The following is a 15,732-nucleotide window of genomic DNA, read 5'->3' as shown; positions in this document are numbered from 1 at the left end:
TAAAGAGAAGGAGGAGAATGTGAGATGAGAAACAGAAAGATTTGGAAATGGTTGGTGGGAGTGATTATAAGCACAGCATTGGTAGTTCCTGCACCTGTGGTATCCGCAGAAAATGAGCAGAGGATTGGAGAAGCGGAAGAAGCAGCGGATTCTGCACGAAACTGGTTATCCGACAAGGACGGATTTCTTATCGATGAAAACGGAACCCTGCAATCTTATGGAGGAACAAGTACAGAACTTACAATCCCAAACACGGTAAAAAAGATTGGAAGCTATGCATTTTACCGTCAGGAAAGCATAAAAAGCATAACCATTCCTAATACTGTAACATATATTAGTAACAATGCTTTTGAAGGATGCAGCGGTTTAGAAGAGATAACTATACCTGGTACAGTGACACAAATAGAACGTGAAGCATTTCTAGATTGTACCAGCCTGCCAAAGATACATTTACCTGATAATCTTGAAATTATAGACTATGGGGCTTTTAAAGGATGCAGTAAATTAACGGAAGTGAATATTCCGAATAAATTAAAGAAAATAAACAACGATATGTTCTATGGCTGCAGCAGTTTGCTGAAAATAGATATTCCTGACAATGTAACAGAAATAGAATCCAATGCATTTTATAATTGCAGTAAATTAGCTGAAGTAAATCTTCCTATTGGGCTAACAGAGATAAACAGCTATATATTTAATGGTTGCAGTGATTTGCAGAAGATAACTTTACCTGATAGTGTATCTCTTATCAGCTATAAGGCTTTTAGTGGCTGTGCAAATCTAGCGGAAATAAATATTCCCGCTAATGTGACAGAGATACAAAATAGTGCTTTTGATGGGTGTAATAGTTTAACAAAAATAACAGTTTCCAAAAATAACAGCATATATACAGCAGTTGAAGGCATTATATATAACAAAGAGAAAACAGCAATTGTTGCTTATCCAAGCGCAAAGGAAAATATAACTATTCCGAATGGGATAACAGCAATTGGAGGAGCTTTTAGCGGATGCAGTGCTTTAAAAAGCATTCATATACCTGATACTGTAACAGTGATTGGAGAAAACGCATTTCTTAACTGCAAAAATTTGGCAGAAATAACCATTCCTGACACAGTAACAGAAATAAGTGCTTCTGCTTTTGCCGGCTGCAGCAATTTAATAGAAATAACAATCCCATCCGAAGTGAAAAGAATAAAGAGCTATACATTTGCAGGGTGCAGCAGCTTAAAAACGGTAAATATAGCTGATGCAAACGTTATTGAAAATGGTGCTTTTCAAGATTGCAGCAATTTAAAAGAAATAAAACTTCCTGAACAATTGAGAGAAATAAAAGAACTGGCATTCTATGGATGCAGCAGTTTAGTTAAAATAGATATTCCTATATATGTTAACGAAATTTCGAACAAAGTTTTTCTTGACTGCAGCAATTTGATACAAATAAATGTAGCAGAAGAAAATGAACAGTATATGAGCGAGGATGGCTGTCTGTATAATAAAGAACAAACAGTATTATATGTCTGTCCAGAGGGAAAAACAGAAATAAATATACCTGACACAGTGATGTATATTGGAGACTACGCATGTTACGATTGCAGCAAATTGGTCGAAATTAAGATTCCATGGAGTGTGACAAGCATCGGAGTTTCTGCATTCAGTGGCTGTGAGGGTTTGACAAGCATCAGTTTATCTGAAAACATAGAATACATATGTGATTTTGCTTTTCTGTCCTGTGTAAATCTGAAAACTATAAATATTCCAAGTGGTGTGACTGCAATTCCCAATTGGACCTTTATGGAATGTAAAAGTTTAGAAAATGTAAGCATTGCTGCAGAACAGATATCTTTCGGCGATAAAGCATTTTATGGATGCAGCAGTTTAACTGGCATTAGTTTCCAAGGGGAAATATGGCGAATAGGCAGTGAAGTATTTAAAGGATGCACTAATTTAACATTTTACGGAAAAGAAGGATCAAATATTTCAGAACATGCAAAATTAGAAAGAGTTCAGTTTTCGGCACAAGAAATACCCTGGACAGTGTCAAGTGATATCTCTGTTTGCCGGATACTATTAAATCCAGAATCTTTTCAGTATAACGGAAAAGCACAAACACCCGACGTTTACTTGGAAAATGGGAAAATCAGTTTGGAAAAAGATACAGATTACACTATTACCTATAAAAATAATATCAATATTGGGACAGGACAAGTTATCATTACAGGAATCGGCAATTACACAGGAACGATAACCAAAGAATTTACAATTACCGGCAATCAGGATACAGGAATCACAAATCCGAAAACAAAAGAATTATCCAACTGCCAGATTGCCATAACTCCCACATCCTATACGTATGACGGTACAGCCAAGACGCCGCTCGTCACTGTCAAAGATGGAACTGTTACACTAAAAGCAGGGACAGATTATAACACAGAATACAGGGACAATATCAAAGTTGGAACTGGGAAAGCCATTTTAACGGGAATGGGAAATTATAAGGGAACGGTTACAAAAACCTTTACCATCCAAAACGCACCCCAGAATGATTCCGACAGCAGTTCCCAGAATAATTCTAACAGCAGTTCCCAAACTGGTTCTAAGAATCTGACCTGCGCGAAAACCATTTACAAAAAAGTGTATGGAAATAAACCCTTTTCCCTGGGTATCTCATTAAAGGATGAAAGGGGCGCCCTGACCTGCACCAGTTCCAACAAAAAAGTCCTGACAGTGACTAATAAGGGAAAGGCAACCATCAAAGGAACCGGGATCGCCGTGATAACAGTCAAAGTCGACGCAGCGGGGAAATACAGCGCAGAAAGTGTAAGGATTACAGTAGAAGTCAGCCCAAAAAAGCAGATTGTGAAATCATTAAAGACTACAAAAGGGCGGAAATTAAAGGTAAGCTGGAAGAAAGACGGGCAGGCCACAGGATATCAGGTTCAGTACAGTATGGATAAGAATTTCAAAAAGGGGACAAAAACAGTCAAGATAGCTAAGAATAAAGCGACATCAAAAACAATTTCGAAGCTGAAAACCGGAAAGAAATATTATGTAAGGGTGCGTTCCTATAAAAATGCCAAAATAGATGGAAAATCTAAAAAACTGTATAGTGCATGGAGCAGCAGAAAGAGAAGCGGAAGTATCAAAAAATAAAACTTTTAAAACGACGAAAAAAGTTTCTTTGGGCAGCAGGCCAGATGGAACTGGCAGGTTTTGCGCAGTTGTCTGACCTGCTGTTGTTTGCATAGGAAGGAAGAAAATTTTATGGAAAGTAAAAAATGGCTGTGTCTAACGATGGCACTGATATTGGGTATGGTTGTTCCAGATGTTTCTCAGAAAACAGTGGATAATTCAGAAATATTAGAAGAACCGGAAGAAATGCAAGCTCCTGAGATATTAGAAAAAATGCAAGCTTCCGGGATATCGGAAGATAGTTTCTCCTACGAGGAATTAAAAGACGGTACGCTGAACATTACAGGATACAGCGGAAGTGATGCAAATCTTATCATTCCGGCAGATATAGAAGGAAAAAAAGTAACAAGTATTGGCATTTCGGCATTTAAAGGATGTAATTTTTTACAAAGCGTGAAGATACCAAATGGAGTAACGGTGATTGAAATGGCTGCTTTCAGAGAATGTGAAAGCCTGACGGATGTTGTAATACCTGAAAGCGTGACAAGCATATGGGATTTTGCATTTTATGGATGCAGTGCTTTAGAAAACATTACATTGCCGAAAAGTGTAACAAATATGGGATATTCCATGTTCGGAAATTGCAAAGGTCTGCGGAGCATAAATATCGCAGGCAATATAAACAGCATAGGAAATAATATGTTTTACGGCTGTGAAAATATAACAGACATCGAACTGCCAGGCACAATAACAAGTATCGGGGAACAGGCATTTTATGACTGCAAAAACTTGAAAGGTATTGAAATACCAAATGGCGTAATTAGCATAGGGGATTATGCATTTTATAGTTGTAAAAGTTTAACAGAAATTGACATACCAGAAAGTGTAACGGCCATTGGGGCTCTATCATTTTGGGGCTGCGACAGCCTGACAAAAATTACAGTGTCAATGGAAAATCACAATTATACAGCAGAAGATGGTATTCTGTATGATAAAAATAAAACAGAATTGATTTATTGCCCAGGAGCGAAACAGGGAAAGATTCAGTTACCAGACGACCTAAAAGATATCAGAAAAACTGCATTTTATGGCTGTGAAAATGTAACAGACATTGTATTGCCAGAAAGTTTAACTAACATAGAACGTAATGCATTTCAAAGATGTAAAAGTCTGACGGATATCATTATACCAAAGAATGTGACAAATATCGGCGATTCTGCATTTTACAATTGTACCGAACTGAAAAGCATAAAAATAACAGGAAGTGTTACAGAAATAGGCAAAGAAACATTCTGCTGGTGTAAAAATCTGGCTGAAATTGAACTGCCAGACAGCCTGTTGAGCATTAAAGAAAGCGCTTTTCAGGGCTGCGAAAGCCTTTTGAAGATCAACTTGCCAAGTGAACTGGAAACGATCGAAAAAAACACCTTCAACGGCTGCTACAAATTAACTGAAATTCAATTGCCGGCTTCTCTAACAAAGATAGAAGAATGTACGTTTTATACTTGCTCCAGTTTAAAGAATATAAAAATTATTTCTGGAATAACTTCTATCGGGGCATCCGCTTTTAACGGTTGCGTCAGTCTAGAAAGCATTGAAATCCCAGATACTGTTACAGATATTGGAAGATTTGCATTTGTATGCTGCAATGGATTAAAAAATTTTGAAGTTTCAGAAACAAATTTAAATTATGCAGCAGAAGATGGAATTTTATATAACAAAGATAAAACAGAATTGATACTTTGCCCAGGAGGAAAAAACGGAAATATTACCATTCCCTCCGGAGTAACCACTATAAGAGACGATGCCTTTTATTATTGCAAAAGCATATCAGACATTACAGTACCCGACAGTATAACTCAAATTGAAAGCGGTGCATTCTCCCATTGCAGCGCAGAAAAAATAGAACTGCCAGACGGTTTGACAGTTCTCGGAGATCGGGCATTTAGTGAGAGCGGCATCATAAGTATAGAATTGCCGGATAACATAACGGACATGGGAGAAGAGGCGTTTCACAGTTGTCAAAAATTAAAAAGGGTTAAACTGCCAGCGAAGATAACCAGTGTGCCAGAAAATACATTTTATGGATGCTGCAATCTGAAGGGCATTGAAATACCAGAAAGCGTAACAAATATCAGTATTTATGCCTTTCGGTATTGCGACAACTTACAAAGAGTAAAAATTTCCAGTAATGTACAAATTATGGGAACAGACAGTGAGTATGAGCAAGTATTTGAAGGGTGTAATAAGGAGCAATTAACCTTATTTGTGAAAGCAGGCAGCACAGCGGAAAACTATGCCCAAAAATATGGGATAAAAATAGACGCATATGAAAATTACAGTTACCCGGAAGACACAGATATACCGAATGATCCGGATATACCCATTCCGCCAGATATGCCAAATGACCCAGATGTATCCATTCCGCCAAGCAATCCAGATATATCAGAAACTTGCGTACATTTATATCAAAAAACCATTAGAGGCGCTACATGCAGCGCTATGGGCGAGGAAAAATGGACTTGCATCAAATGCGGAAAATTCTATATAAACTCTCTTCCCCTTAAAGAGCATTCAATAAAAACAATTATAACAAAAGCCAAAATGAATAAAAATGGAAGTATCATAAAGAAATGTTCTAAATGCGGAACAGTTGAAAGCCGGGATGTAATTAATGGGATCAAAGATATAGAGTTGTCAAAAAATTCTGTCACATACAACGGTAAAGCTCAGAAACCCTCTGTTTCTGTGAAAGACAGCGCCGGAAATAATTTAGATAATGGAAGTGATTACACAGTATCTTTTCCAAAGATTATGAAAAATATTGGGAAATATACGGTAACCATTCATTTCAAAGATAACTACACAGGAACGGCAAAAGCGGTGTTTACCATTAAACCGAATAGAACCTCAATATCCAAGCTTACAGCATCTTCCAAAGGTTTTAAAGTGAAATGGAAGAAACAGGCTAAACAGGCGACAGGGTACAGGATTCAATATTCTACCAGCAAGAAGTTTACTAAGAATACTACTAAGGCAACAGAAATAAAAAAGAATAGAACAACTTCTAAGTCCATCCAAAAACTGAAAGCTGGTAAAAAATATTATGTGAGAATCTGCACTTATAAAGTTGTGAAAGTAAGTGGGAAGAAAGTAAAGATTTATTCTGATTGGTCGAAAATAAAGAACGTTACGACAAAGAAATAGGAGAAAAATATGCAGAAAATAAAAAATATATCAAGATTAACAGTAATAATGTTAATAATAGGAATAGCAATATCCTTTCCACAGAAAATTAAAGCGGCAGAAAAAAAGGTATACGAAACATTAAAAGACTCTAAGACATATTATTATAATCTGGATCAGAAAGGAAAAAAAGAATCCATCAAAGTTACTTCTTTATCAAAAGAATATGAGGAAAACCACCAAATATATCATGATTGGAACGTTACCGTGACTGTAAATAGAAAAGCAATATATAACAAAAAATTTGAAAGACATAGGAGCGATAGTCCCGTAAAAGTTATGGTAACAGATGTGGATAAACAAGATAAGCAGATGGAATTGCTGATAATAGAAGGGGATTCTATGTATTTGGACTGGGTTGCTGATATAAAACATATCTACTATTACCAGTATAAAACTGGCAAGGTAAAACGCAAACAAGATCTTGCAACGATAGTAAAAAAAGGAATTCCAAACATATACAATTTACATGGAATGAAAAAAAATGCTTTTCTTGCAACCAATGGAAATAAAGAGATATATACAAAACTTTGCCTGAAAATTCCCAATTTTGATTATGTACACTTAAAACTAAAATTGGCGTTGAAAAACGGAAAATTTGTGCGCCCATCTGCAAGAGAATATGCTCTTGTTGACGGAATGATTATGTTTACGATGAAACGGAATTTGACAGCTTATACAAAAGCAGGAGGAAAAGAAAAAGCATTCACGATAAAAAAGGGGGAAGCAGTGGGACCATGCAGAATATACTTTAGTAAAAATAAGAAAATCTATTTGAAAGTAAAGGATAAAAATGGGAAAACGGGTTATATAGATCCTCAAAAGGCATCCGTAGCAGAACAAGATGGAACAAATCATGTATAAAAAGACTAAGGACGGCTGCGCGAAATGAATATTCTGTTTTGCACAGCCGTTACAGGAAGAAACAAATGAAAGGGGAAAATTTATGGAGCGCAAAAGAATTCTATCATTTTTACTAGCATTTCTACTATCCAGCATGTTCACGCTTCCATTCACAGACATTCAGGCGGCAGAAAAAACGGATACCCTACCGGAAAGATATACTAATTATCTTTCCAACTACATTCCCGATGTGGATGGAACATGCCGAACATCCTTTTTGGGAAAGACATCTGATGGAGGCTATCAGGTCGTAATTTACTATGAGGAAAAGCTTCTGGTAAAAAATTTCACAGCAGAACGCCAGTTAAGGGAGACAAAAGAAATTGATCTAGAACTGCCCATTTGGGGTGGCGTATATCTGGGTGCAATTTATAATTACGTGGTTTGTGGAAAATCCTATGACGCCAATGCCGAAAACGGAGGGGAAGTATACCGTATTATCAAATATAACAAGAATTTTCAGCGAATTAAAAGTCTATCTCTGAATTCAAAGGAAACATATACGGCAAGTCCTTTTAGTTCAGGAAATGTATCCATGGATGAAAGTGGAGAAATTTTAACAATCTATACCAGCAGACTGCGGCCAGATTGGCATCAATCTAATATTGCAATACATATTAATACGGCAGATATGGCCATTTCAAATAACTTGGGAATGATTCCTTTCCCAAGTATACACGCATCACATTCCTTTCGGCAAATTATTAAATATGACAATGACATGCCTGTCTATGTAGATTTATCAGACAGTACACCAAAACGCTCGGTCTATATTCAGAACCAAAAATCCTCTGCTTCCCTAATGGATATCGATGGGGAAGATGGCAATAACGTTACAAGTGCAGAAGTAACAGGACTTGCCATATCGGACAGAAATTATCTTGTGACAGGTACCTATCTGAATCAGGAAATGAGCAATGTATTTCTCTCATGTTTGAACAAAGAATCAGGAGAGGTACAAAAACAGTGGCTGACAGATTCTTTTCCATTTAAAGTGAAATGTGTGCACCATCCCAAGATTACGAAGATTGGAACAGACAGATTTGCGGTCATGTGGGGAACAAGCGGCTTTGGCCAATATATGACAAATTATGTTTTTGTGGACGGAACAGGGACCATTGTCAGTGAGTTAAAAGAGATAATGGCTCCCGTTACAGATTGCGAGCCAATCTATGAAAATGGAAAAATTGTGTGGGTATCCGCAAAAAGCGGAATCCTGGACTTTCATGAGATTACAGACTTTTCGGAAAACGGAGTCTATCAGCCAAAAACAGAACCTGTACAGGCTCAAAATCCCTGGGATGGTACAGCGGATACCAGTTGGTATGAAGATGGGAAAACAGAATTTGACATTACAACTGCCAGCCAGCTTGCGGGACTTGCACAATTGGTCAATGGTGGAAATGCATTTGAAGGAAAGAAAATCAATCTTTGCAATGATATATTTTTAAATGATGAATCCTATAGATACCAGTGGGAGCCTATAGCCCTCTGCCCGAACGGAACATTGGAAGGCGCAAATGCCTTTCAGGGGAATTTTAATGGGAATAAACATGCTATCTATAACATGAGAACAGAGCATGAGGGCGGAAGTCTATTTGGATACATTGGAGAAAATGGAAGGGTAAAAAGCGTGGATGTCTCTCAGGGACTGCTGAATTCCGGAGGATGTATAGCAAATGTGAACAAAGGAATTATTTCTTTCTGTAATAATTATTCCTGTGCTGGCAATTCTGAAATAACTGTGGGAGGAGTCTGCAATGCCAATTACAATCTGGTTTATGGATGTAAAAATTACGGCGAAGTCTGGGGCCGTTATGTCGGAGGTATTGTAGGAATTAATGCAGAAGCTATCGCAACAGTCAGCCAGTGCAGTAATCATGGATTGGTTGGAACAAGCAGCGCAGCAGCAGGAATTGTATGTGACAATTTCGGATGGATATACAATTGTTACAACAAAGGAGTGATAGCAGACGCCTATCTTAGAAATGAAATTAATCGCGGCCGATGGCTGAATGGGATTGTTTATAATAATGGAAATTATATCAGAAATTGTTATTCAGCAGGCAGTTTTTCCTATTCTGAAAATAACCCTGTATATGTGTTGTCGCCTATTGCAGAGAATAACCAGCTGATGAATGACGGAATAAAAAATTGTTATTTTCTATCCGTTGATAATTATACTTTAAATGGAACCACTGCTGTGTCTTTGGATGAAATGCTCAGACCGGATTTTGTGGAAAAATTAGACCTGCAGACAGATTCTGTTCTTTCTGTATGGAGAAATGATGGGAATGGAATAAATAACAGCTTACCTGTCCCCGTGGCTGAACTCAGCTATGCATCTGGTCAGTGTAAAATTCAGCCGGAAGCATGGATACGGGGTGGAGAAAAAACGATAGAAGTATATCTGGAAAATAAAGAATACAATGCTTCTTTTACCTGCTATTTTAATGACGAAGCACCAGTGGTAACAATAGAAAATACAGAGATCGCAGAGCCTGTAGAACCAGGAAGCCGTAAAATAAAGCTGAAAAAGCAGGGCATAACAAACATGAATCTTCATTTTAAAGAAACAGAAAACAACAGCAGCGCAGATTACCAGTTGATTCTTAAGGTTGTCAGCAAAGAAGAGCAAAAAGAAACAAACGAAATATCAGATCTTGCGTTCGGTAAAATAAAGAACCAGGCATATACTGGAAAGGCTATAAAACCAGGAATCCAGATTAAAGATGGTTCTGAAATCTTATCTGAAAATGTAGATTATGAACTATCCTATCAAAATAATGTGAATGCGGGAACTGCAACTGTTAAAATAATCGGAATCGGCAATTATACAGGAACAGTAAAGAAAACATTTACGATTACGCCGCAAGAAATAAATGAGCAAGATGTATCCTTATCTAAGAAATCCTATCCCTATAATGGCAAGAGCCAAAAACCTTCTGTAACGGTAAAGAGTAATCAGGGAAACATATTGAAAAATGGCATGGATTACACAGTCAGTTATGAAAAGGGAAGGAAAAATGTAGGCAAGTATAAAGTTTCAATCAAGTTAAAAGGTAATTATACAGGAACCCTCATAAAAACCTTTACCATCAAGCCAAAAGCAACTTCCATTTCCAGAATGGCATCTAAGAAAAAGGGATTTATCGTAAAGTGGAAAAAGCAAACCATCCAGACTACTGGTTACCAGCTTCAATACTCCACCAGCAGCAAATTTGCTAAAAAAAATACAAAAGCCCTGACGTTGAAAAAGAACCGCATCACCTCCAGAACAGTTACAAAGCTGAAAGCAGGTAAAAAATATTATGTAAGAGTCCGGGCTTACAAAAATGTGAAAGTGAATGGAAAAACCTCAAAAATCTATTCTGATTGGTCGAAAGCAAAAAAAGTAACTACGAGAAAATAATCAAAAATCTGGACGGAGAGGAGAATTTTTATGAAAATCAGGTTAAGAATATTATTTTTAAGATTATTGATCTGTATGGTATTCGGCGGAACAGTTTTAATTTCTAGTTCCGTTTCAGCGGCAGGAACAGCGCAGATAGTCAGCGGAACATGTGGTGAGGAAGTAAATTATGAGTTGGATTTATCCACAGGCGTTTTGCGCATTTATGGTTCTGGACCTATGGAAGATTATATGGCTTATACAGAAGGAGAGATTGCACCATGGATAGAAAAGGGATATGGTTCGAAAATTGTTAAAGTGCAAATAGAAAAAGGAATCACTTATATAGGAGCATACACATTTTGGGGAGGAAGGTTTAAGACAAAGTATGATTACTGCGAAAATCTGGAGACAGTTGAAATATCTGAAACCGTAACAGAAATAGGAGCCCAGGCCTTTAGTTGGTGCAGCAATTTAAAATCGATTGCCATTCCAAATAGCGTGGAAACCATTGGAATGAGAGCATTCGAGGGGACTTCCATATTGGATATCCAATGGGGCAGCTCATTGAAAAAAATAGATATGGAGGCTTTTATGTATACAACTATCCCAGAACTTTGTCTGCCAGATGGGATAGAAATAATTGGAGAAAGAAGTTTTTCTTCCTGTGAAGATTTAAAACGTGTAATAGTGCCTGACAATTGTGAACTGTATTATACTGCTTTTGAAAAATGTTCAGCATTAGAAAACGTGGTGATCGGAAAAAATTGTAAGTTGGAGGGAGAAATATTCAAAAACTGTTCTTCCTTGGAGAATGTTTCCATTGGAGAGGGGAGTATAAGCGTTGCTTCCGGTACGGGAATATGGGGACAGACTTTTTGTGAGTGTACAAATTTAAAGACAATATATTTGCCTGACAGTTGGGAATTTTATGGAGATAAGGGTGAATATTCCATGCAATTTTTTGGATGTATAAATCTTACAGATATAAGGTTCTCAGAGACAAATTGCAAATATAAGATAGTAGATCACGTGGTGTATTCCAAAAATGGAAGCAGCCTTGTATATTATCCATTATTTTTAAAGGAAACCGAATATAAGATACCAGAAGGCGTAACAGATATTTTTGCCAATGCATTTAATGGCCAGGAGTATCTGGAACATATCACGATTCCTGCAAGTGTTCAGAAAATTGGTACAAGAGCCTTTCAGGAATGCCGAAAGCTAAATAATGTTATAGTTCCGGAAGGCGTAAAAGAATTGGGAGCAGGTATATTTGCTTCATGTAAAAACCTGCATTCTATTGTACTTCCCTTAAGTTTAAGCTCTATTGACACAAATTATAAAAACGCTACAGCCACATTTAATGGCGCAGGCTTGGAATTTATATATGGAGAAGAAGGCTCTTATGTACAGAAACTAACAGAAGAAAGAGAAATAAGCGATAAATTCAGGCAAACCGTATATTGTATGTTTGATGCAGATGGAGGGAAGGTGGATTTAGAGAAGAAGCCAGTAATTCCAAATGACAGGTACCGTTCTTTGCCAACTCCTGTTCGGGAAGGATATGATTTTCTTGGCTGGCATACAGATTCCGGTGATGAAATAACAGATGATACCATAGTGTCCGCAGAAAAAACTCATACATTGTATGCCCGTTGGAAAAAAACGAATGAAGAAAGTAATGAGAATAGCAATGGGAACAATACTGAAAATAATAAGACAGAAAATGTGGAAAGGAATCTGGAAAAAGCAGAGATACGATTATCATTTTCTTCCGTTATTTATGACGGCAGCAGTAAACAGCCTGCGGTGACAGTCAGGTTAGAGGGGGCCGAATTAGAAAACGGAAAGGATTTCATTGTTGGATATTCTGACAATGTTAATGCCGGAACAGGGAAAATAACAATAAAAGGAATCGGAATGTTCTCAGGGATAAAAGAATGCTCATTTCAGATCAAAGCCAGGCCAATCCATGGGGCTTTCGTGGGAAAGATTCCGGATCAGACATACACAGGACAATTATTGAGACCGTCTGTAACAGTCAAAGACTGTGGAAAAACGCTGAAAGAAGAAAAAAATTTTATTGTGGAGTATAAGGATAATAAAAAAGTCGGCAAAGCGGCTGCAGCGATTACAGGGCAGGGCAATTACACTGGAACCATTACAAAAACTTTTACAATCAGGCCTAAAACTACTTCTATTTCCAGAATAACCCCGAAAAAAAAGAGTTTTATAGTGAAATGGAAAAAACAGCAAACCCAAACCACCGGTTACCAGCTTCAGTATTCCACCAGCAGTAAATTCACCAAACAGAATACAAAAACCCTGACGCTGAAAAAGAACAGCATCACATTCAAATCAATCACAAAATTAAAAGCCAGAAAAAAATATTATGTGAGAATCCGTACTTATAAAAATGCAAAGATGAATGGAAAAACCACCAAAATCTTTTCCGGGTGGTCGAAGGTGAAAAAAGTGACTACGAGAAAATAATCAAAAATCTGGACAGAGAGGAGAATTTGTATGAAAATCAAGAAAAGAATATTATTTTTAGGATTATTAATCTGTGTAGTATTCGGAGGTACAGTTTTTATTTCTAGTTCTGTTTCAGCGGCAGAAACAGAGCATATAGTTAGTGGAACGTGCGGTAAGGAAATAAATTATGAGTTGGATCTGTCTACAGGTGTTTTACGCATTTATGGTTCTGGCCCTATGGATGATTACAAGCCCCACACAAAAGGGGAGATTGCACCATGGATAGAAAGAGGATACGGTTTGAACATCGTTAAGGTACAAATCGAAAAAGGTATCACTTATGTGGGAGCATACACATTCTGGGGAGGAAGTTTTAAAACAGAATATGATTATTGTGAAAATCTAAAGTCTATTGAAATGGCAGAAACTGTAAGAAACATCGGAAATAAGGCTTTTGGTAATTGTAAGAACCTAAAGTCAATTATCATTCCTGATGGAGTGGAAATCATTGGAGTGGAGGCATTCTCAGGGTCTGCAGTATCTGATATTCAGTGGGGAAAATCATTGAAAAAGATAAATTCAGAAGCATTTTATTCTACAAATATTTCAGAACTTTACCTACCAGATGGACTTGAAATAGTAGGAGAAAGAAGTTTTTCTTCCTGCGAAAATTTAAAACACATCAAAATACCTGATAATTGTGAATTGTACCAGTATGCATTTAAAGAATGTACCGTATTAGAAAAAGTATTGCTCGGAGAAAATTGTAAATTGCAGGGAATGGTATTTGGAAATTGTTCTTCCTTGAAAAATGTTTCCATTGGAAAGGGAAGCATCAGTGTTGCTTCCGGTAGTGGGATATTGGGAAATACATTTTATGAATGTATAAATCTACAAACGATATATCTGCCTGACAGTTGGGAGTTTTATGGAGACAAAGGAGAGTATTTCCTGCAATTTGAGGGATGTGCAAATTTGACAAACATACAATTTTCAGAGACGAATAGCAAATATAAACTAATAGACAAAGTGGTGTATTCCAAAGATGGAAGTAAGCTTGTATATTATCCCCCGGCTTTAACAAACACAGAATATGAAATACCAGAGGGCGTAACGGCCATTTTGATAAATGCTTTTCTGGAACAAAAATATCTGGAACATGTCACGATTCCTGTAAGCGTCCGGACAATTGAAGCAGGAGCGTTCCTGCAATGCAGAAAACTTAAGAATGTAATAATTCCAGAGGGGATAACGGAATTGGGCGCAGGTGTTTTTTCTTTCTGTGAAAACCTGCATTCTATTGTGCTGCCAGCAAGTTTGAACTTTATTGAGACTAATGATAAATCTTCTTTACCCACATTTAACCGAGCCGGCCTGGAGTTCATATATGGAGAAGAAGGCTCTTATGTACAGAAACTAACAGAAGAAAGAGAAATAAGCGATAAATTCAGGCAAACTGTATATTGTATGTTTGATGCAGATGGAGGGAAGGTGGATTTAGAGAAGAAACCAGTAATTCCAAATGACAGGTACCGTTCTTTGCCAACTCCTGTTCGGAAAGGATATGATTTTCTTGGCTGGCATACAGATTCCGGTGATGAAATAACAGATGATACCATAGTGTCTGCAGAAAAAACCCATACATTGTATGCCCGTTGGAAAAAAACGAATGAAAAAAGTAATGAGAATAGCAATGGGAACAATACTAAAAATAATAAGACAGAAAATGGGGAACGGAATCTGGAAAAGGCAGAGATACGATTATCATTTTCTTCCGTTATTTATGACGGCAGCAGTAAACAGCCTGCGGTGACAGTCAGGCTAGAGGGGGCTGAATTAGAAAATGGAAAGGATTTCATTGTTGGATATTCTGACAATGTTAATGCCGGAACAGGGAAAATAACAATAAAAGGAATCGGAATGTTCTCAGGGATAAAAGAATGCTCATTTCAGATCAAAGCCAGGCCAATCCATGGGGCTTTCGTGGGAAAGATTCCGGATCAGACATACACAGGACAATTATTGAGACCGTCTGTAACAGTCAAAGACTGTGGAAAAACGCTGAAAGAAGAAAAAAATTTTATTGTGGAGTATAAGGATAATAAAAAAGTCGGCAAAGCGGCTGCAGCGATTACAGGGCAGGGCAATTACACTGGAACCATTACAAAAACTTTTACAATCAGGCCTAAAACTACTTCTATTTCCAGAATAACCCCGAAAAAAAAGAGTTTTATAGTGAAATGGAAAAAACAGCAAACCCAAACCACCGGTTACCAGCTTCAGTATTCCACCAGCAGTAAATTCACCAAACAGAATACAAAAACCCTGACGCTGAAAAAGAACAGCATCACATTCAAATCAATCACAAAATTAAAAGCCAGAAAAAAATATTATGTGAGAATCCGTACTTATAAAAATGCAAAGATGAATGGAAAAACCACCAAAATCTTTTCTGGGTGGTCGAAGGTGAAAAAAGTGACTACGAGAAAGTAACTCTGGACGGAAACGCCAATCTTACCTCAAAAATTGTATCATGTAGCATGCCCCTGTCAGAATGTAAGCCAGTTTCTTTTGCCAATGGCCTC

Annotated in this window: 6 protein-coding genes; all 6 read left to right on the top strand. The window is 37.3% G+C overall.

Going from position 1 to position 15,732, the window contains the following annotated elements; all coding sequences use genetic code 11:
• Positions 1–24: 24 nt before the first annotated feature.
• A complete protein-coding gene (locus ACTO17_RS01990) occupies positions 25–3,150 on the top strand; it encodes a leucine-rich repeat protein (RefSeq protein WP_482556703.1) in 3,126 nt (1,041 codons plus the stop codon).
• A gap of 111 nt (positions 3,151–3,261) precedes the next feature.
• Positions 3,262–6,336, top strand: a complete 3,075-nt coding sequence (locus tag ACTO17_RS01985; RefSeq protein ID WP_482556702.1) for a fibronectin type III domain-containing protein — start codon at positions 3,262–3,264, stop codon at positions 6,334–6,336.
• Between the two features lie 9 nt (positions 6,337–6,345).
• Positions 6,346–7,239 (top strand): hypothetical protein, encoded by an 894-nt coding sequence (locus ACTO17_RS01980; RefSeq protein ID WP_482556701.1) that lies wholly within the window; start codon positions 6,346–6,348, stop codon positions 7,237–7,239.
• 256 nt (positions 7,240–7,495) lie between these two features.
• Complete coding sequence (locus ACTO17_RS01975) at positions 7,496–10,690, top strand: fibronectin type III domain-containing protein (RefSeq protein ID WP_482556700.1); 3,195 nt, start codon at positions 7,496–7,498, stop codon at positions 10,688–10,690.
• Between the two features lie 219 nt (positions 10,691–10,909).
• A complete protein-coding gene (locus ACTO17_RS01970; RefSeq protein ID WP_482556699.1) occupies positions 10,910–13,165 on the top strand; it encodes a leucine-rich repeat protein in 2,256 nt (751 codons plus the stop codon).
• A 30-nt stretch (positions 13,166–13,195) separates the two neighbouring features.
• Positions 13,196–15,640 carry a leucine-rich repeat protein gene (locus ACTO17_RS01965; RefSeq protein WP_482556698.1) on the top strand — a complete coding sequence of 815 codons (2,445 nt, stop codon included), beginning with the start codon at positions 13,196–13,198 and terminating at the stop codon, positions 15,638–15,640.
• Positions 15,641–15,732: the final 92 nt, after the last annotated feature.

Source organism: Petralouisia sp. (assembly GCF_056822245.1).
This window is presented reverse-complemented; position numbering and strand designations above follow the sequence as displayed.